The 19295-nt window shown below is 67.5% G+C and carries 14 protein-coding genes; 10 read left to right on the top strand and 4 right to left on the bottom strand.

Annotated elements, in window-relative coordinates; all coding sequences use genetic code 11:
* The first annotated feature begins 333 nt into the window (after nucleotides 1-333).
* The 9 genes from ngcE (at nucleotide 334) to NRF20_RS11145 (ending at nucleotide 12551) form a co-directional block, all read left to right on the top strand.
* Nucleotides 334-1782: an N-acetylglucosamine/diacetylchitobiose ABC transporter substrate-binding protein gene (ngcE, locus tag NRF20_RS11185; RefSeq protein ID WP_266356889.1), complete on the top strand. Its 1449-nt coding sequence runs from the start codon at nucleotides 334-336 to the stop codon at nucleotides 1780-1782.
* 50 nt (nucleotides 1783-1832) lie between these two features.
* Nucleotides 1833-2756: a carbohydrate ABC transporter permease gene (locus NRF20_RS11180; RefSeq protein ID WP_398629803.1), complete on the top strand. Its 924-nt coding sequence runs from the start codon at nucleotides 1833-1835 to the stop codon at nucleotides 2754-2756.
* A gap of 91 nt (nucleotides 2757-2847) precedes the next feature.
* Nucleotides 2848-3765 carry a carbohydrate ABC transporter permease gene (locus NRF20_RS11175; RefSeq protein WP_398629804.1) on the top strand — a complete coding sequence of 306 codons (918 nt, stop codon included), beginning with the start codon at nucleotides 2848-2850 and terminating at the stop codon, nucleotides 3763-3765.
* 197 nt (nucleotides 3766-3962) lie between these two features.
* Nucleotides 3963-5162 (top strand): ROK family transcriptional regulator, encoded by a 1200-nt coding sequence (locus NRF20_RS11170; protein ID WP_413752506.1) that lies wholly within the window; start codon nucleotides 3963-3965, stop codon nucleotides 5160-5162.
* A gap of 123 nt (nucleotides 5163-5285) precedes the next feature.
* On the top strand, nucleotides 5286-6383 hold the full coding sequence (locus tag NRF20_RS11165; protein ID WP_398629806.1) for a substrate-binding domain-containing protein: 1098 nt from the start codon (nucleotides 5286-5288) through the stop codon (nucleotides 6381-6383).
* Between the two features lie 280 nt (nucleotides 6384-6663).
* Nucleotides 6664-7458: an ATP-binding cassette domain-containing protein gene (locus NRF20_RS11160; protein ID WP_114249365.1), complete on the top strand. Its 795-nt coding sequence runs from the start codon at nucleotides 6664-6666 to the stop codon at nucleotides 7456-7458.
* Nucleotides 7455-8768 (top strand): sugar ABC transporter permease, encoded by a 1314-nt coding sequence (locus NRF20_RS11155; protein WP_398629807.1) that lies wholly within the window; start codon nucleotides 7455-7457, stop codon nucleotides 8766-8768. The genes NRF20_RS11160 and NRF20_RS11155 overlap by 4 nt, the downstream gene beginning before the upstream one ends.
* A gap of 169 nt (nucleotides 8769-8937) precedes the next feature.
* Complete coding sequence (dxs, locus tag NRF20_RS11150) at nucleotides 8938-10866, top strand: 1-deoxy-D-xylulose-5-phosphate synthase (RefSeq protein ID WP_398629977.1); 1929 nt, start codon at nucleotides 8938-8940, stop codon at nucleotides 10864-10866.
* 173 nt (nucleotides 10867-11039) lie between these two features.
* Nucleotides 11040-12551 (top strand): amino acid permease, encoded by a 1512-nt coding sequence (locus tag NRF20_RS11145; RefSeq protein ID WP_413752505.1) that lies wholly within the window; start codon nucleotides 11040-11042, stop codon nucleotides 12549-12551.
* Between the two features lies 1 nt (nucleotide 12552).
* Here NRF20_RS11145 and NRF20_RS11140 read toward each other — a convergent pair whose 3' ends face one another.
* Together NRF20_RS11140 and NRF20_RS11135 are read right to left on the bottom strand one after the other, a co-directional pair.
* Nucleotides 12553-12963 (bottom strand): NTP pyrophosphohydrolase, encoded by a 411-nt coding sequence (locus tag NRF20_RS11140; RefSeq protein WP_266356881.1) that lies wholly within the window; start codon nucleotides 12961-12963, stop codon nucleotides 12553-12555.
* A gap of 39 nt (nucleotides 12964-13002) precedes the next feature.
* On the bottom strand, nucleotides 13003-14091 hold the full coding sequence (locus NRF20_RS11135; protein WP_413752504.1) for an LCP family protein: 1089 nt from the start codon (nucleotides 14089-14091) through the stop codon (nucleotides 13003-13005).
* Nucleotides 14092-14396: 305 nt separating this feature from the next.
* On the opposite strand from NRF20_RS11135, the gene NRF20_RS11130 reads away from it, so the two are divergent.
* The gene (locus tag NRF20_RS11130) at nucleotides 14397-15563 is read left to right on the top strand and encodes a hypothetical protein (protein WP_398629809.1); all 1167 of its coding nucleotides are present in this window, start codon (nucleotides 14397-14399) and stop codon (nucleotides 15561-15563) included.
* Between the two features lie 67 nt (nucleotides 15564-15630).
* Here the strand turns inward: NRF20_RS11130 and NRF20_RS11125 are convergent, their stop codons facing one another.
* Both NRF20_RS11125 and NRF20_RS11120 read right to left on the bottom strand, forming a co-directional pair.
* Nucleotides 15631-17613: a glycosyltransferase gene (locus NRF20_RS11125; RefSeq protein WP_266356874.1), complete on the bottom strand. Its 1983-nt coding sequence runs from the start codon at nucleotides 17611-17613 to the stop codon at nucleotides 15631-15633.
* Nucleotides 17610-19169: a stealth family protein gene (locus NRF20_RS11120; RefSeq protein ID WP_398629810.1), complete on the bottom strand. Its 1560-nt coding sequence runs from the start codon at nucleotides 19167-19169 to the stop codon at nucleotides 17610-17612. The genes NRF20_RS11125 and NRF20_RS11120 overlap by 4 nt, the downstream gene beginning before the upstream one ends.
* Nucleotides 19170-19295 lie beyond the last annotated feature (126 nt).

Raw genomic sequence — 19295 nt, 5'->3', positions numbered from 1 at the left:
CCCAGGTATCCGCGAGGTCTCAACTCGGGAAAGACTGCTGCTCAACCTTGCATTCGATCTTGCTCAGGCGGCCGTGAGTGGACTATACCTGTCGGCGTCCGCACAGCTTTTTCCGGCGACGCGGGCAAGGGGGACACGGGGGAACGGCCAAGGAGTGCACAACAAGTGCATCCGATGCCCGTTCTCCCGAAGCCCCCCACTGCACATGGCTAGCCTGAGATCAGCACTACCCAAGCGCAACTGACCGCGGTGGCGGGGCCCTTCGCCTGAGGCGAGATTCGACGGGCGACCGGTACACACCGCCTGAGTCCTGGAGAAGGCGAGGACTTGAGCATGGGATCCACCTCCGCCCACAAGAATGAGGGCCTTGGCCGTCGCGATGTGATCAAGCGATCGGCCGCACTCGGCCTGATCAGCGTTCCGACGATGGGCTTCCTGTCGGCGTGCGCCAGCGGCGACAGCAGCAGCGACAAGAAGGTCGAGAAGGGCAAGGTCACCAAGGCCAACCCGCTCGGCGTCAACGAGACGGCCCCGCTCGAGGTGGTCATCTTCGACGGCGGCTTCGGTCAGCAGTACGCGATCGACGCGGAGAAGAAGTACAACGCGGCGTTCCCGAAGGCCCCGAAGGTCAAGCACGTCGCGACCCAGAAGATCCAGTCGCAGCTGCAGCCGCGCTTCAACGGTGGCACCCCGCCGGACCTGATCGACAACTCCGGCGCCGAGCAGATGGACATGGGTGTCCTGGTCGGCAAGAAGCAACTGTTGGACCTGACGCCGCTGATGGACGCCCCGTCCATCGACGACCCGGCCAAGAAGGTCCGCGACACGCTGCGCCCGGGTGTCCTGGAGATGGGTCAGTTCGACGGCGACCCGGTCTGGATCATGTACTACGCGTACACCGTGTACGGCGTCTGGTACTCGCAGACCGCGCTGGAGAAGCTCGACGCGCAGTACCCCGAGAACTGGGACGACATGCTCGCCCTCTGCGCGAAGGCGAAGAAGCAGGGCATCGCGGGCTGGACGTACGCCGGTAAGTACCCGTACTACCTGCCGTTCTCGCTCTACCCGTTCATCGGCAAGATCGGTGGCCGGGAGGTTCTCGACAAGATCGACAACCTGGAGCCGAACGCCTGGAAGGACCCCGCGGTCAAGGCGGCGTTCGAGGCGTACTACGAGCTGTACAAGAAGGGGTACATCCTCAAGGGCACCCCCGGTCTGACCCACATCCAGTCGCAGACCGAGTGGACCAAGGGCAAGGCGCTCTTCCTCCCGAACGGTTCGTGGGTGGAGAACGAGGCCGCGCCGACCACGCCCAAGGACTTCAAGATGATGGTCGCGGCGCCGTCCAGCCTGGACTCGTCCGACAAGATGCCGTTCGGCACCATCTGGGCCTCCGGCGGCGAGCCCTTCGTCGTCCCGGCCAACGCGAAGAACCCCCAGGGCGGCATGGAGCAGCTGCGCATCATGCTCTCCGAGGAGTCCTCGAAGAACTTCACCAAGCAGGTCAAGTCGCTCAGCGCGTTCAACGGCGGCACCGACGGTCTGACCCTGTCGACCGCCATGCAGTCCGGTGTCGACGCGCTGAAGAAGGCCGGCGACAACGTGGTGAACCCGCGCCTGCAGGACTGGTACGTGAAGCTCCAGAAGGAGCAGATCGGTGTCGCCGGTATCGGCGAGATGATGGCCGGCCGCGCGACCCCGGCGGAAGCCATCAAGAAGATCCAGGCCTTCGCCGACGCGGCGGCCAAGGACCAGTCCATCAAGCACTACAAGCACCAGTGAGCAACCGTCACCAGCGGCGGCACCCGCGGAAAGATCGGGGTCGGTAAACGATGCAGCACGGCAAGTACCGTTTCATCGTGGGATTCTTGGTACTCCCACTCGCGTTGTACGCGGTCTTCGTCATCTGGCCGTTCATCCAGTCCATCTACTACTCGTTCACGGACTGGACCGGCCTGAGCCCGGACTTCAAGATGGTCGGGTTCGACAACTACACGAGGATGCTGAAGGACGACATCTTCTGGAAGTCGTTGCAGCACAGCGTGTTGCTCGTGCTGCTGCTGCCGCTGGTGACGCTGGGCCTGGCGCTCTTCTTCGCCTTCATGCTCAATGTCGGGGGCCGGCGGCGCAAGAACGCCGCGGTCTCCGGCGTGCGTGGCTCAAGTTTCTACAAGATCGCCTATTTCTTCCCGCAGGTGCTCTCGATCGTCATCGTGGCCCTGCTCTTCCAGTTCGCTTTCAACCCCCGTGACGGGATGCTGAATTCGACACTGGAAGGAATCGGTCTGGGTTCCATCCAGCCGGACTGGCTGGGCGACCCCAGTCTCGCACTGGTCTGCGTCATGTCGGTGCTGGTCTGGTCGACGGTCGGATTCTTCGTCGTCCTGTTCTCGGCCGGAATGGCGTCCATCCCGAAGGACTTCTACGAGGCGGCGCTGCTCGACGGCGCCAACCGCTTCACCACGTTCTTCAAGATCACACTTCCGCTGCTCTGGGACACGGTGCAGTCGGGCTGGGTCTACATGGGGATCCTGGCCCTCGGCGTGGAGGCATTCACCGCTGTACAGGTCATGACCGTGGGCCCCGGTGGTCCCGACTACTCGACCACGGTCCTTCCGCTGTACGTGTACCAGACGGCCTTCCGCGACGGGCAGGCCGGATACGCAACGACGATCGGTGTCGGACTGCTCATCGTCACCATGGCCTTCGCCGCCATCGTGATGCGACTGGGCCGGCGCGAGCGGCTGGAGTTCTGATGCTGCGATTGACGGGAGACGGCCCCCGGACCCCCAGCAGGCACCACAGGTCGGCCTCCGTGTCCGGCTCGACAGTACGAGGTGAGAACACGTGAAGACCACTGACACCCCGCCCGCGGTCCCGGACGTGGACCCGGCCCCCGTGGCCAAGGCGTCGGCGCCCGCAGTCAAGGAGAAGAGCAGCGAGGGCCAGGTCCTCAATGTCTTCTCGCACGGTGTGCTGATCATCTGGGCGATCCTGGTCGTCATGCCGCTGCTGTGGGCGGTGATGGCGTCGTTCAAGACCGACGACTCGATCCTGTCGACGCCCTGGGCGCTGCCGGACAAGCTGCACTTCGACAACTGGTCGCGCGCCTGGAGCCAGGCGCACATGAGCGACTACTTCTTCAACACGGTCGTGGTGGTGGGCTGCTCGCTCGTCGGGACGCTGCTGCTCGGCTCGATGGCGGCGTACGTACTGGCGCGGTTCGACTTCCCCGGCAACCGTTTCCTCTACTACCTGTTCATCGGCGGGATGAGCTTCCCGATCATCCTGGCGCTGGTTCCGCTGTTCTTCGTCATGAACAACATGGGTCTGTTGAACACGCGGCACGGACTGATCATGGTCTACATCGCGTACTCGCTGCCGTTCACCGTCTTCTTCCTCACTTCGTTCTTCCGGACGCTGCCGAGCTCGGTGGCGGAAGCGGCGATGCTCGACGGGGCCTCGCACACCCGGACGTTCTTCCAGGTGATGCTGCCGATGGCGAAGCCCGGCCTGATCAGCGTCGGTATCTTCAACTTCCTCGGGCAGTGGAACCAGTACATGCTGCCGACGGTGCTCAATACCGATCCGGGCCACCGGGTGCTCTCCCAGGGGCTGGTCGAACTGGCCAACAGCCAGGGATACAAGGGTGACTGGTCCGGTCTCTTCGCCGGTCTGGTGATGGCGATGCTGCCGGTCCTCGCGGCCTACATCATCTTCCAGCGTCAGGTCGTCGCAGGGCTCACCGCGGGTGCGGTGAAGTAGCACTCGCACCCTCCGTACACACACGAACCGCCCGCCGGCCACGCGCCGGCGGGCGGTTCGCGTGTGCAGGTGGCTGCCTCGGTGCGGGCAATGTGCTCATCCGAGGCTTCGCATGCTCAAGGTCTTGACGGGGAGCACCCCAAAACGCTCAGCTTAGAGTTCACATGTTAGAGAAAACGGTAGGAGTGAGAGAGTCGATGGAGACTCCGGGGTCGCAGACATCTCTGCATCGCGCCAACCTTGAGCGGGTCGTGCGCGCGGTACGTATGGCCGGCTCGCTCACCCAGGCGGAGATTGCACGGAGCACCGGCCTGTCAGCGGCCACCGTCTCCAACATCGTTCGCGAACTGAAGGACGGCGGCACGGTCGAGGTGACCCCCACCTCGGCGGGCGGCCGCCGGGCCCGCAGCGTCTCGCTCAGCGGTGACGCGGGCATTGTGATCGGCGTCGACTTCGGGCATACGCATCTGAGGGTGGCGGTCGGCAATCTCGCCCACCAAGTGCTCGCCGAGGAGGCCGAGCCGATGGATGTCGACGCCTCTGCGGCGGAGGGGTTCGGACGGGCGGAGCGGCTGGTCAAACGGCTGATCGAGACGACCGGGATCAGCCCGGACAAGGTGATCGGGGTGGGCCTCGGTGTTCCCGGCCCGATCGATGTCGAGTCCGGCACACTGGGCTCCACGTCGATCCTGCCGGGCTGGACGGGCATCAACCCCAGCGAGGAGCTCGCCGGCCGTCTCGGCGTTCCGGTGTACGTCGACAACGACGCCAACCTCGGGGCGCTCGGGGAGCTGGTCTGGGGGAGCGGGCGCGGGGTCAAGGACCTCGCCTACATCAAGGTCGCCAGCGGTGTCGGCGCCGGTCTGGTGATCGACGGGCGTATCTACCGGGGGCCGGGCGGCACGGCCGGTGAGATCGGGCACATCACGCTCGACGAATCGGGCCCGGTGTGCCGCTGCGGCAACCGGGGGTGCCTGGAGACGTTCACGGCCGCGCGATACGTCCTTCCGCTGCTCCAGCCCAGTCACGGGCCCGATCTCACCATGGAACGGGTGGTCCAGCTGGCCCGCGGGGGCGATCCGGGCTGCCGTCGGGTGATCGGGGACGTCGGGCGGCACATCGGCAGCGGGGTGGCCAACCTCTGCAATCTGCTCAACCCCAGCCGGGTGGTGCTCGGCGGATCGCTCGCCGAGGCGGGCGAGTTGGTGCTCGCGCCGATCCGCGACTCGGTCTCCCGCTATGCCATTCCCAGTGCCGCCAGGCAGCTCTCGGTGCTGCCCGGGGCGCTCGGCGGCCGGGCCGAGGTGCTGGGCGCGCTGGCCCTGGTACTGAGCGAGATGGGGGATTCAACCCTTTTGGAAAGCAGCCTGTCGACGGCGACCCCTGTCTTCACTTAGATAACGAATGGCACCGTTGTCATCTCGTTAAGGATTTACTCCTTGACGCTGACGTCGCGGCCGAGTTGACTTCCAGCCACCTCGGCCGCAACGTTGCGGCCTCGTCAGGGAGGCAAACCCGCAATGAACGCAATGACGCGACGCATCGTCATAGGCACGGCCGCAGTTTCGATGGCCGTCTCCCTCGCAGCCTGCGGCAAGGCGGGCGGTGACAAGGACAGCGCCGGCGGTGGCGACGGCAAGACCATCGGTCTGCTGCTGCCGGAGAACAAGACCACGCGTTACGAGACGTTCGACCGCCCCATCATGGAGGCGAAGATCAAGGCGCTCTGCGCCGACTGCGAGGTCAAGTACAACAACGCCGCGCAGGACACCGAGACCCAGAAGAAGCAGTTCGACGCGCTCGTCACGCAGGGTGTGAAGGTCATCATCCTCGACACCGTCGACTACAAGGCCGCGAAGTCCTGGGTCCAGCAGGCCGCGAAGAAGGACGTCAAGGTCGTCGCGTACGACCGTCTCGCGGAGGGGCCGATCTCCGCCTATGTGTCGTACGACAACGAGAAGATCGGCCAGCTCCAGGGTGAGGCACTGGTCAAGGCGCTGGGCGCCAAGGCCAAGGACAGCAACGTTGTCATGATCAACGGCTCGCCGACCGACCCGAACGCCCCCTTCTTCAAGAGGGGCGCGCACAGCGTCCTCGACAAGCAGGTCAAGAAGGTCGTCTACGAGCAGGACATCCCGGACTGGTCGGCGGACGAGGCCAACAAGAAGATGGGAGCGGCCATCGACTCCCTGGGCAAGGACGGCTTCCAGGGTGTCTACTCCGCCAACGACGGCATGGCCGGCGGCATCATCACGGCCCTGAAGAAGCAGGGTGTGAAGGTTCCGGTCGGCGGTCAGGACTCCGAGCTCGCCGGTCTGCAGCGCATCATCGCGGGCGAGCAGACCTTCTCGATCTACAAGCAGATCAAGCCGGAGGCCGAGACCACCGCCGAGATCGCCGTCAGGCTGCTCAAGGGCGAGAAGATCGACGATCTGGCCCCGATCAAGGTCGACAGCCTCTCGGGCGAGTTCAAGGGCACCCCGTCGAAGCTGTACGACGCCTCGGTCGTGACCAAGGAGAACATCGCCTCCACGATCGTCGCGGACAAGGTCTACAAGGTCGAGGAGATCTGCACCGCCCAGTACAAGGCGGCCTGCGACGCAGCCGGCATCAAGTAACACCCGAGGGCAAGCTCCCCCGGGCACCTCTGCCAGTCCGGCACCCACCCCGTCAACGCCCCGCAAGCGGGGGCGGGCGCCGGACTCCTTCCCAGGTCCGGTCGTCTGACCGCCGCCGCCCCCTCGGGCGACGGCGGCGGCCCGACGACGGGACCTGGAGGCGCGTCGTCACCCCGCCGTCTGTCGAGCGACGGCCCTCCGGGGCAGGACAGCGGTCGGACGACGGCCCTACCCCCCTGTGCTCAGCAGCACCATCCCCGCCGGTCAGGCGGCGAAGGAGATGATTCACGTGTCCGCTACGCCCGTGCTGGCGTTGCGCGGAATCTCCAAGCGGTTCGGCGCCGTCCAGGCGCTCACCGACGTGGACCTGGAGATTCACCCCGGCGAAGTGGTTGCCCTGGTCGGCGACAACGGCGCCGGCAAGTCGACCCTCGTCAAGACCATTTCGGGTGTCCACCCGATCGACGAAGGCGCCATCGAGTGGGAGGGCGAGACGGTCCGGATCAACCGGCCGAACGACGCCCAGGAACTCGGAGTCGCCACCGTCTACCAGGACTTGGCCCTCTGCGACAACCTCGATGTCGTCGCCAACCTCTTCCTCGGCAGCGAACTGCGCAAGGCCTCCGTCCTCGACGAGATCGCGATGGAGAAGCGCGCCAAGGAACTGCTGGACACGCTGTCCATCCGGATCCCCAGCGTCCGCATCCCGGTCGCCTCGCTCTCCGGTGGTCAGCGCCAGGTCGTGGCCATCGCCCGCGCCCTGATCGGCGACCCCAAGGTCGTCATCCTGGACGAGCCGACCGCGGCCCTCGGTGTCGAACAGACCGCCCAGGTCCTCGACCTGGTCGAGCGGCTGCGCGAGCGTGGCCACGGCGTCATCCTCATCAGCCACAACATGGCCGACGTGCGCGCCGTCGCGGACAAGGTCGCGGTGCTCCGCCTGGGCCGCAACAACGGTGTCTTCGACGTCGCGAGCACCTCCCACGAAGAGATCATCGCCGCGATCACCGGCGCCACGGACAATGCCGTCACGCGCCGCCAGGCACGCACAGATACGAAGGAGGACGCGAAGTGAGCGACCTCGCCAAGACCCCCGGGAATTCCACCGAGAAGCCCGCCGCCACGGCACCGGCCGCCGAGCAGCCGGCAGCCCCGATCCCCGCCGTGGACCCGCGGCTCCTCGTACGTGAAGAGGGCTTCAAGGGCTACTGGTCGGAGTTCACCCGCAAGGTACGTGGTGGTGAGCTGGGCTCCCTGCCGGTCTTCGTCGGCCTGATCGTCATCGCGATCGTCTTCCAGTTCCAGAACAGCAACTTCCTCTCCGCCAGTTCCGTCGCCAACGTCGCGGTCTACAGCTCCGGCCTCGGCATCATGGCGGTCGGCATCGTGTTCGTCCTGCTGCTCGGCGAGATCGACCTCTCGGTCGGCTCCGTAGCCGGCGTCGGCGCGGCCGTCTGGGCCGTGCTCAACGTCAACAACGGCTGGAACGAGTGGCTCGCGATCATCGTCGCCGTGCTCTCCGGAATGGCTCTCGGTGCGCTGCACGGCTTCTTCTTCGCCAAGATCGGTGTACCGGCGTTCGTCGTCACCCTGGCGGGCTTCCTCGGCTGGAGCGGTCTTCAGGACTGGATGATGGGCGGGGAAGGCTCGATCAACACGCCATCCGGCAGCGCCGTCGAGAACCTGACCAACTACTTCTTCGAGGACAAGGCCGCCGGCTACGGACTCGCCCTGGTCGCCGTCCTCGCGTACGCCGCCTCGCTCCTGGTGGACAGCAGGCGCCGCAAGGCCGCAGGCCTGACCGCCCGGCCAACCAGCGAGGTCGTGCTGCGCACCGCCGTCGTCGCGGTCCTGTGCTTCGTCGTCGCGTATGTCCTGAACGAACCCGAAGGCGCCCGTGGCCTGCCGCTCGCCCTGGTGCTCTTCCTCGCCGTCCTGGTCGTCGCGGACTTCGTCGCCCGGCGCACGAGCTTCGGCCGTCAGGTCTTCGCGGTCGGTGGTAACCCGGAGGCCGCGCGCCGTGCCGGCATCAACGTCGACCGGGTCCGGATCACCGTCTTCGCCCTGTCCGGCACGCTGGGCGCCTTCGGCGGCCTCTTCATCGCCAGCCTCTCCGGCGGCGCCACCAAGAGCGTCGGCGGCGGCAACACACTGATGCTGGTCATCGCCGCCGCCGTCATCGGCGGCACCAGCCTCTTCGGAGGCCGGGGCAAGGTCTGGTCCGCGCTGCTCGGCATGATCGTGATCCAGTCGATCCAGCAGGGCCTGAACATGATCGGTATGGCCAACGCCATTCAGTACATGATCACCGGCGCGGTTCTGCTGGCCGCCGTGGTCATCGACTCGGTCTCCCGCCGCACCCAGAAGACCGCAGGTCGCGCGTAACATCACGCCCGCCCGATCCAGTGCCCGGCGCCCGATTCGGGCGCCGGGCACTGTCGGCTGCGGGGAGGGGTGTGACAGCACACCCCCTGCCCGATGCGGGCGACGACGGACGGAACATTAGACTCATCGGATCGGCATGCTCGACCAGCTCGAACGCAAGGAGGAACGGGTGGCTCTGCTGACCCGCATCGGTGGACCGCGTGACCTGGACCGGCTCACTCCCGAGCAGCTGGACCAGCTCGCCGAAGAGATCCGGACCTTCCTCGTCGACGCCGTTTCGAAGACCGGCGGCCACCTCGGCCCCAACCTGGGCGTGGTCGAGCTGACCATCGCCCTGCACCGGGTCTTCGATTCGCCGAAGGACAAGGTGCTGTTCGACACCGGTCACCAGAGCTATGTGCACAAGCTCCTCACCGGTCGCCAGGACTTCTCGAAGCTCAAGAGCAAGGGCGGCCTCTCCGGCTACCCCTCCCGCGCCGAGTCCGAACACGACGTCATCGAGAACTCGCACGCCTCCACCGTGCTCGGCTGGGCCGACGGCCTCGCCAAGGCCAACGAGGTGCTGAAGAAGGACGACCACGTCGTCGCGGTCATCGGCGACGGCGCACTCACCGGCGGTATGGCCTGGGAGGCGCTGAACAACATCGCCGCCGCCAAGGACCGCCCCCTCGTCATCGTCGTCAACGACAACGAGCGCTCCTACGCCCCGACCATCGGCGGCCTCGCCAACCACCTCGCCACCCTGCGCACCACCGACGGTTACGAGCGTTTCCTGGCCCGCGGCAAGGACATCCTGGAGCGCACCCCCGTCGTCGGGAAGCCGCTGTACGAGACGCTGCACGGCGCCAAGAAGGGGCTGAAGGACTTCATCGCCCCGCAGGGCATGTTCGAGGACCTCGGCCTGAAGTACGTCGGTCCGATCGACGGACACGACATCGAGGCCCTGGAGTCCGCGCTCCAGCGCGCCAAGCGCTTCGGCGGGCCCGTCATCGTGCACTGCCTCACCGAGAAGGGCCGCGGCTACACCCCCGCCCTGCTCGACGAGGCCGACCGCTTCCACGCCGTGGGCAAGATCCACCCCGACACCGGCCTCCCGGTCGCCACCTCGGGCCTCGACTGGACCTCCGTCTTCGGCGAGGAGATGGTCAAGCTCGGCAAGGAGCGCAAGGACATCGTCGCGATCACCGCGGCCATGCTCCAGCCCGTCGGCCTGACCAAGTTCGAGAAGGCGTTCCCGGACCGGATCTACGACGTCGGCATCGCCGAGCAGCACGGCGCGGTCTCCGCGGCCGGCCTCGCCACCGGCGGACTGCACCCCGTCTTCGCGGTGTACGCCACCTTCCTCAACCGTGCCTTCGACCAGGTCCTCATGGACGTCGCCCTGCACAAGTGCGGTGTGACGTTCGTCCTGGACCGGGCCGGTGTCACCGGCACCGACGGGGCCTCGCACAACGGCATGTGGGACATGTCGATCCTGCAGTGCGTGCCCACCCTCCGGATCGCCGCCCCGCGCGACGCCGACCAGGTCCGCGCACAGCTGCGCGAGGCCGTCGAGGTCGACGACGCCCCGACCGTGGTCCGCTTCTCCAAGGGCGCCGTCGGCCCGGCGGTCAAGGCCGTCGGCCGGGTCGGCGGCATGGATGTGCTGCGCACGTCCGACGCGCCCCGCCCGGACGTCCTCCTGGTCTCCGTCGGTGCGCTCGCCCCGATGTGCCTGGAGATCGCGGACCTGCTGGACGCCCAGGGCATCACGACGACGGTCGTCGACCCGCGCTGGGTCAAGCCCGTCGACGAGGCCATGGCCCCGCTCGCCGAGCAGCACCGGGTCGTCGTCACCGTCGAGGACAACAGCAGGGCCGGCGGCGTCGGCTCCGCAATCGCCCAGGCGCTGCGCGACGCCGGGGTGGACGTACCGCTGCGCGACTTCGGCATCCCGCCGCGCTTCCTCGACCACGCCTCCCGCAAGGAGGTCATGGCCGAGATCGGACTGACCGCGCCGGACATCGCCCGTCAGGTCACCGGCCTGGTCGCCAAGCTGGACGGCCGCTACGAGACGGAGACGGACAGCAGCTCCGTGATCGAGCCCGTCCGCGACTGACCCGTACGACCCCGGTCCTCGCGGCCGGTACGCGATACGGCCAATGGGCCGGTCGGCCACCCTGTACGAGTGGTCCGACCGGCCCATTCGTGTGAAATCGCCCGATGCGGAGTCCTGCACCGCAGATACGGTCCCAATCATGGCGTACACGACGAGTGCGTGGAGGTACGCCGGTGACTGCCCAGCAGGACACACCACCCAGCAGTGGCGGACTGTTCCGGACCAAGACGGTCGAACAGTCCATCCGCGATACCGAGGAGCCGGAGCACGCGCTCAAGAAGTCCCTCTCCGCGCTGGACCTCACAGTCTTCGGAGTGGGCGTCATCATCGGCACCGGCATCTTCGTGCTCACCGGCAAGGTGGCCAAAGAGACCGCGGGTCCCGCCACCGCCCTCGCCTTCGTGGCCGCGGGCATCGTCTGCGCCCTGGCCGCGCTCTGCTACGCCGAGTTCGCCTCCACCGTCCCGGTTGCCGGCTCCGCCTACACCTTCGCGTACGCCTCGCTCGGCGAACTGGTCGCCTGGATCATCGGCTGGGACCTGGTGCTGGAGTTCGCACTCGGCACGGCGGTGGTGGCGGTCGGCTGGTCCGGTTATGTCCGCTCACTGATGGACAACTTCGGCTGGAACATGCCCGAAGCGCTCTCCGGACCCGATGTGGCGAAAGGATTCGGCTTCGACATCCTGGCCTTCGCCCTGGTACTCGTTCTGACCGTCGTGCTGGTGCTCGGCATGAAGCTCTCCGCCCGGGTCACCACCATTGTGGTCGCCATCAAGATCGCTGTGGTCCTGATCGTGATCGTCGCGGGACTGTTCTTCGTCAATGCCGTCAACTACTCGCCCTTCATCCCCGAGGCGCAGCCACAGTCCTCCGGTTCCGGACTGACCGCACCGCTGATCCAGCTGATCTTCGGCTATGCGCCCACGAACTTCGGCGTCCTGGGCATCTTCACCGCCGCCTCCGTCGTCTTCTTCGCCTTCATCGGCTTCGACGTGGTGGCCACCGCCGCCGAGGAGACGAAGGTTCCGCAACGTGACATGCCACGTGGCATCCTCGCTTCGCTCCTCATCTGCACCGTGCTCTATGTCGCCGTGTCACTGGTGGTCACGGGCATGCAGCACTACAGCGAGCTGTCGGTCGAGGCCCCGCTCGCCGATGCCTTCAAGGCCGTCGGCCATCCCGTCTACGCGGGATTCATCAGCTTCGGCGCAGCGATCGGCCTCACCACGGTCTGTCTGATCCTGCTGCTCGGACAGACCCGGGTGTTCTTCGCGATGAGCCGCGACGGTCTGCTCCCGAGGTTCTTCTCCGTGACGCACCCCCGCTTCCGCACCCCGTACCGCCCGACCATCCTGCTCGGCGTGATCATCGCGATCGTCGCGGGCTTCACGAGCATCAACGAACTGGCGACGCTGGTGAACATCGGCACGCTCTTCGCGTTCGTCGTCGTGGCCCTGGGCGTCATGGTGCTGCGCCGCACCCGCCCCGATCTGCACCGCGCGTTCCGCACCCCGTGGGTGCCGCTGATCCCGATCCTCTCGGTGGCCGCCTCGGTCTGGCTGATGCTCAATCTGCCGGCCGAGACCTGGCTGCGGTTCGCCCTCTGGATGGCCATCGGCGTGGTCATCTACTTCGTGTACGGGCGCAGGCACAGCCGGATCGACGAGCCCGTCGGCCGGCCGTAGATCAGTCGCTGCGCGACGGAGGCAGCGGCCGTACCGCACGGGGGCCCACGCACTGCGCTCCGTACGCCTCCACCCGCTGCCGCAGCCCCCGGTCGGCGGTGACGACCACACAGATACGGTCCTCCGTACGGGACATGGCGTCGGCGACCAGCTCGACGATCCGGTCGTCACCGCTCCCGGGGGCCGATTCCACCCGTACCCCGGGAAGCGGTTCGATGCCCCGGGCCGCGCCCTCGACGACCAGGATCAGCTCGGCGCGACCGGGAAAGGCGTCCAGACCGTCCGCGGCGAACGGGACCAGCGAATCCCGCAGCCGTACGGCCGCCCCACGCCGGTCCCGCCACCATCCGTCCGGTACCGACCCGACCACATTGGCCGCGTCGACGATCACCAGGGTCGGTTCGCTCAGCATCCCCGAAGGGTGCCATGTGCCGACCGCGGCCGGAGTCCGTCAGCCGCCGGTGGCCGGTGACTTCTTCGCGGACTCCGGGATCGTGGCGTCCTCGCGGATCGCCTTCCACAACGTGTTGGCCTGCGGCTGCGCTGCCACGACCCGGTTCGGATCGGCCTTGTCGTACGCCACCGGGAGCATGATCGTCTCCATCGAGGCAGGATCGACGCCCTGCATGGAGCGGGCGAACTTCGAGAGCGACGTCAGCGAGGCGAGACCTTCGTCGGTCGTCAGCGACTCGGTCGCCGAGTTGGCGATCTTGTACGTGTCCGTCGGGCTGCTCAGCAGATCCTGCGACTTGACCTCGCTCAGCAGCGCCAGCAGGAACTGCTGCTGCAGCCCGATCCGGCCGAGGTCGCTGCCGTCCCCGATGCCGTGCCGGGTGCGTACGTACGCGAGTGACTGGGTGCCGTCGAGCTTGTGCGGCCCCGCGGTGAGGTCGAGGCCGGACGACTTGTCGTGGATGTCCTGCGGAACATCGACCGTGACACCGCCGATCGCGTCGACCAGATCCTTGAACCCGGCGAAGTTGATCTCCAGGTAGTGGTCGATCCGGACCTTGGACATCTTCTCGACGGTCTTGACCACACAGGCCGGACCGACCTGCGAATAGACGGAGTTGAACATCACGCGGTTCGCCGACGGAACGGCCGAGCCGTCGGCCTTCGTGCACTCGGGCCGGGTCACCAGGGTGTCACGGGGTATGGACACGGCGACGGCCTTGGTGCGGCCCTCGGGAATGTGCACCACCATCGCGGTGTCGGACCGGGCGCCGCTGACGTTTCCGCCGCCGCCCAACTCCTTGTTCTCGGCACCGGCCCGGGAGTCGGAGCCGAGAACCAGCAGGTTCTGACCGCTGGTCGGCAGCTTCTCGGGGCGGTCGTCGCCGAGCGCCTTGTCGATGTCGACGCCCTTGATGTTCCCGTCGAGGCTGCTGTAGAGCCAGTAGACGGTGCCACCGCCGGCGAGCAGCAGCACGAGCAGAACACCAAGGGTGATCTTCAGGCCGCGTCGGCGCTTTCGGGGGGCCCGTCTTGACTGGTGGTCATGGGATATGCGCGATCCGGTGCCAGTGGTCTGATCTGTCATGGATTTGTCTGGTTCTTCCGTCGGGACACGCCTGAATGCGTGCGGGAGGAGAGGAATGGATAACGGGCGGGCCATATGTGCCGAAGTCGCTCCGTGGGGTACCGCGCTTCTGCCCGGGCATGATTCGTGCCTCAAAGTCGCATTGTGCGACAGGAATCACCCAGAAATCGCCCCCTGTCGAGTAGTATTGTGACATCAGTTGTTGCTGTTATGGCGAAACTGGACGCTCGACAGAGATACATGGGACTCCGACCAACGCCGTTCGGCACCGGAGAAAGCATTCAGTGGAGAACGGTCGGGGAACGATGAGTTTGCGTACTGGGCGTAGGCGTGCCGCAGTTCGTTCCGGGAGGGGCCCTGCCGACCCGGCCCAGCGGGCCGCGGCGGCACCGGAGGCACTGGCGGCAGCACCGCCGAGGGCCGGCTGGCTGATATCCGCGCCGGACGGCCGTCTCACCGCGTACGCCCCGGCCCGGACCGGAGGTGTCGTCCGCTGGACCGAGACGCCCGAGGGCCGCAACGGCTGGACACCGGCCGAATGCCTGCTTCCCGACGACCGGCTGCTTCCGTACCTCTCCGTGGCACACGGCTCGACAGGCTTCGTCGACCTGTTCGGCCTGCGGCGCAAGGGCGACAGCCCCCAGGCGCCCGTCGAGATCGTGTATGCCTCCCAGTACCAGACCGGCCGTCCGATGACCGGCTGGCACACGATCGGCAACCCGCATGCCAACGACGCCGAGCAGGCCGCGGCCATCGGCGCGCCCGTCGCCGTTGTCGACGGCAGCGACGCACTCCATGTCTTCGTCCGCAATGCCGTCGGGGGCGTGTCCACCCGCAGGCGTGACCCCAAAGGCGTGTGGGGCAAGTGGACGGCCATGCCGTGCAAGCGGGTGCGGGAGGGACTGTCCGCCGTCGTCACACGTTCCGGTCGCATCGAACTCTTCATGCCCGCCGACAAGGGGGTGTACGTCTGGCGTCAGGAAGCCCCGGGGGGCCCGTTGGACCGCGCCCCGAACCTGGTCTTCATCGCCCGGCCCGATACGGCCTGCGGCACCGAGTCCTACGAGGGCAGGATCACCCACTACTGGCGTGACGAGGAGGCCGGCGAGGTGGTCGCGTACCGCCTGCCGGCAGCGGGCGTCCCGGATGTGCCGCCCGCCCCGCTGGGCGGGCACTCGGGCCGCGGACCTCTCGCCCTCACCCGGTGTCTCGTCGACGGCTACGACTGCACCGTGCTGGCCCAGAGGGAGGAGACGGGCACTCTTGCCCTCACCGCCTACCCGACCGAGCTGGAATCCGCCGGAGCCTGGTGGGCGGACACCCGCGAACCCTGCGAGGGCACACCGGCGCTCACCCTGGACCGGAACGGGCGGCTGGTCGTCGCGATCATCGGCCGGGACGGCCGGCTGAACGTCACCAGGCAGCGCACCGACCAGCAGGGAATGGCGCTGGAGGGCTGGCTGCGGCTGTGAGCCGCTGCCGGTGATCCGTGTGCGGTGCCCCTGGCCCGCTGTTCCGGTCATGTCCCACGTACCGCCGTCACTCGGCCTTCTCGGAGACCCGGACGGACAGCTCCGTACCGGCCGTGTAGTACGGCTTCACCATGACCGGCGGCCCCTCATCGGTGGGCACGACCACGGTGGGATAGGCGAACACACTCTTCACGTCCACCACATCCGTCAGGAAGCGGCCCAGCCGCGCTACGACCGGGTCGTGGCGTCGGCCGACCCACAGGTCCCACAGTTCGTGCCGGGACACCAGATGCTCGGACAGATCGGATGCGGGCAGCGAGAAGGAGAAGTCCGCGCCGCCGGAGGAGACACCGGGCAGCCAGAAACCCGATTCCTCGACACCGCGTCTGCGCATCAGCAGCAAGGGCTCCGCAGTGCCGAAGTCGGAGCCGTAGAGCAGACCCCGCAGATGCATGACTCCTTGGTCGACCCAGACCTCGGTCGCCTCGGCGTGACGCTCCCGGGTCCAGGTACGCAGCGCGAGATGGCCACTCTCGGAGGCGTAGGGAAGCTGCACCACGGTGTACGCGGGTCCGGTGGCCACCGGACCGAAGCCACGCAGATCCAGGGTTCCGGGCCGCACCTTCGTCGGTTTGCCCTCCCCGGTGTCCAGATGGACGTCCCAGCGGCCCTCCGCGAGGACACCCGGGTCCGATGGGACGAGGGCCTCGTACTGATGGGGAGCGGGCCCCTCGGCCGGCACCAGCGGCAGCGTGACGGGCCGTTCGTCGCGCGCGGCCTTCCGCTTGCGCAGCACCAGCCGGAGGTCGTCGCGGCCGTCCCGCACACCTTCCAGGCGCAGATTGATCAGCCCGCTCGGCGCCACCGAGCAGGAGACGGTGACCTCGGCGGCGGGTCGGGCCTCCCGGCGGGTCCTGCGGGCCATTCTGATGACACTCTCGAACCGTCCCGCCGAGACCTCCGGACCGTAGGCACGGGCATCCTCCCGCGCCTGGCGGCCCAGCGCGACGCGTGCCGGGTCGTCGTCGATCAGGCGCAGCAGCGCGGCGGCGAACGCGTCGACGTCGTCCACCGGAGTGAGCAGGCCGTTGATCTCATGGCGGACGATCTCCTGCGGCCCGCCCGGGCAGGCGGTGGAGACGACAGGCACTCCGCACCGCATGGCCTCGGCCAGCGCCAGACCGAAGGACTCCCGGTCCGACGTCACGGCGGCGATGGCGGCCGCGGCCCACTGAGCCTCCAGCCGAGGCTCCTCCATCATCAGGAACACATGGTTGTACAGGTCCAGTTCGGCCACCAGGGCCCGCAGTTGACCGTACTCCGGACCGGTCCCGAAGATCCGCAACTGCCAGTCCGGATGGTGCTCCACGACCCGCGCGAACGCCTGGACGAGCAGGTCGAAACGCTTCTCCGGAGCCAGTCGCCCGGCAGCCATCACCACCCGGGACCGTCCGTCGGCGGGACGCACCCGGGGATCGGGCACACAGTCGGGATGGGCGTAGACCGCGATGTCGCCCGCCAGCCCCGCCTCGGTGATCGCCCTCGCCTCGTCGGCGCTCGGCACCACAACCGCGTCGAGCCTTCCCAGCCCGGCCCAGGCCCGGCTCTGCTCCTGAGCGGAGAGCACGGTGCTCAACTTGTGCAACTGGCCCAGGCGCAGCGCCCGCGGCCGGCCCCAGCGCGCGACATAGGCGGCCAGTTCGAGGCTGGTGCCGACGATCACCTGTGCCTGGCTCGCCCGCAGGTGCTCCTCGACCTTGTCGTCCGTCAACTGGCTGTAGCGCCAGGACATCTCCTGCGTACGCGGAATGATCCGGGACGGAGTGAGCCTGCGCACATCCTGTTTGTCCGGACGGCGGCCTTCGCGCAGATCGAGCAGTGAGACGATCCGTACCCCGTGGGCGGGTGCGATGGCGGGACGGTCGAGCCAGCGGAACACCGAGACCACCCGGACCTCGTGCGTATCGGCGAGCGCGCCCGCGAGGTTGAGCACGGCGCGGGTCGAGCCGTCCGCGGCGTAGGCGTTCTGAATCAGGAATTCGATCTTCATCGCGTCGCCGCGGTTTTCTCGTACGGGCTCGGAAGCGGAAAGTACGCCTCGAAGAAGGGGTGGATCAGCGCTTCCTGATCGGCCACATCGTCCTCGGTGGTGAAGGAATCGTTCACGCAGAAGACCGCCGCGTCACGCCGCTTGAGCAACCGGTCCAGTTTCTTGGAGAGCTGGACCATCGAGAGATGGAGATAGGCGTACGGAATGGTGTCGGGCACCCCGCGCCCCGTGAAGTAGGAGTAGTACGGATACATGCAGGTGCCGACGTCGATATCGGTCCGGCTGCGGAATCGCGCGGCCGCGGTTGCCCGGAACACCTCCGCGAACTCCCGCTCCATCTCCTCCAGCACACTGCGCCGCAGCGGCACGGGGGTGTGCTTCATCGCATCGATGATGGTGCGACCGAACCGGTCCTCCAGCAGGGCCCGGACGTTCTTGCGGGCCACCTCGTGCGGCAGGTCTTCCGGCTGAACCGGTCCCATGGGGATGCGGACGCTGTCCGGGTAGTACTTGGACGCCCCGTTGGGCAGGAAGAACTCGTGCGGGGTGATCGGCCGGCCGACGAACACATCGTCGTTGAAGTGGATGAAGTGCTCCGAAAGCCCCGGCACCCGGTGCAACTGGGCACTGATGGCATGAGAGTTGAAGACCGGGAGCCGGCTGGTCTCGCGGAAGATCTCCCGGTGCGAGACCACGGTGATGCCTTCGGCCGCCTCATCGAGCCACTGGGGGACCTGATCGTCGGTGACCAGGAAGATGTGTCGCACCCAGGGTGCGTACATGTGGAGCGAGCGCATCGAGTAGAGCAGCTCGTCACGGTTGATGTAGCGCCCGGCGCTCGCCGATTCCTCGTGGAAGACGTCGCCGGAGGCCTCGGCGCGGCGGCGCTGCCAGGCAGGGTCGTCGCTGTCCACCCAGGTGTAGACGACGTCGATGGGGAAGGTGATCTCGTCGGCGCCGGTGCAGACGAATTCCTGTCGGGTCGGCAGTCCGCTCCGTTCCGGTTTCCGACCCCAGCGGCGCTGCTTGTGCGGGACGTCCGCCTGCGGTGGGGCGAGGCGGGAGAAGCGGTGCGGCGAGACGAGCGTCATTTCGCCGTGCGCAGGCAGGAAGCTCGCGCCCCGGTTGATCCGCGGCGGTAGCAGCCGCCCTTCCTCCTCCCGCCAGAACTCGATGTCACAGCCGTACTCGGTGCCGTACACCAGCTCACCCGACGGATCGGCCTGGAACCAGACGGCACGCAGCACGTCGACGGTCTCCAGCCCCTGCCAGGACGCCTCGCGGGATCCGAGGTGCAGCAACTCGCTGGTGCGCTGGACGGGCACCTTGCGCTGGATGTACCCGGGGCTTCTCCTGAAGAGCGACCGCAGCGTCTGGGCGACCCGTCCGCGATCGGTGTCCCGGACGCCGATCGCGGACGAGGTGTCCTCGGTTCCGGGCACCACGAAGTGCTCGACGCCGGCCTGGGTCAGCGCCGCGGACACCAGCGACAGGTGCTGGGCGCGGACCGCGAGCGGCGTGAGGCCGGGCTGCACGTGCGCCAGGCGGCGGTGCATGCCTACGGGAACCTCGTGCAACCCCGGTGGCAACGGGTGCTGTGGACGGGCGACCGCGGCGTTGATCGGGTGGATCACCGAATTCTCCAGTACATCAGTGCGTCCTCAAGACGCCGGAACGACTCC

The sequence above is a fragment of the Streptomyces sp. R-74717 genome (assembly GCF_047305335.1).
GTDB classification, from domain to species: Bacteria; Actinomycetota; Actinomycetes; order Streptomycetales; family Streptomycetaceae; genus Streptomyces; species Streptomyces atratus.
The sequence above is the reverse complement of the archived record's forward strand: the minus strand, read 5'-3'. Positions and strand labels throughout refer to the sequence as shown.

Coding starts and splice junctions, on each gene's coding strand:
- ngcE (WP_266356889.1), top strand. CDS start 334: ATGGGATCCACCTCCGCCCACAAGAATGAGGGCCTTGGCCGTCGCGAT.
- NRF20_RS11180 (WP_398629803.1), top strand. CDS start 1,833: ATGCAGCACGGCAAGTACCGTTTCATCGTGGGATTCTTGGTACTCCCA.
- NRF20_RS11170 (WP_413752506.1), top strand. CDS start 3,963: ATGGAGACTCCGGGGTCGCAGACATCTCTGCATCGCGCCAACCTTGAG.
- NRF20_RS11165 (WP_398629806.1), top strand. CDS start 5,286: ATGAACGCAATGACGCGACGCATCGTCATAGGCACGGCCGCAGTTTCG.
- NRF20_RS11160 (WP_114249365.1), top strand. CDS start 6,664: ATGATTCACGTGTCCGCTACGCCCGTGCTGGCGTTGCGCGGAATCTCC.
- NRF20_RS11140 (WP_266356881.1), bottom strand. CDS start 12,963: ATGCTGAGCGAACCGACCCTGGTGATCGTCGACGCGGCCAATGTGGTC.
- NRF20_RS11135 (WP_413752504.1), bottom strand. CDS start 14,091: ATGACAGATCAGACCACTGGCACCGGATCGCGCATATCCCATGACCAC.
- NRF20_RS11130 (WP_398629809.1), top strand. CDS start 14,397: ATGAGTTTGCGTACTGGGCGTAGGCGTGCCGCAGTTCGTTCCGGGAGG.
- NRF20_RS11125 (WP_266356874.1), bottom strand. CDS start 17,613: ATGAAGATCGAATTCCTGATTCAGAACGCCTACGCCGCGGACGGCTCG.
- NRF20_RS11120 (WP_398629810.1), bottom strand. CDS start 19,169: ATGCACCGCCGCCTGGCGCACGTGCAGCCCGGCCTCACGCCGCTCGCG.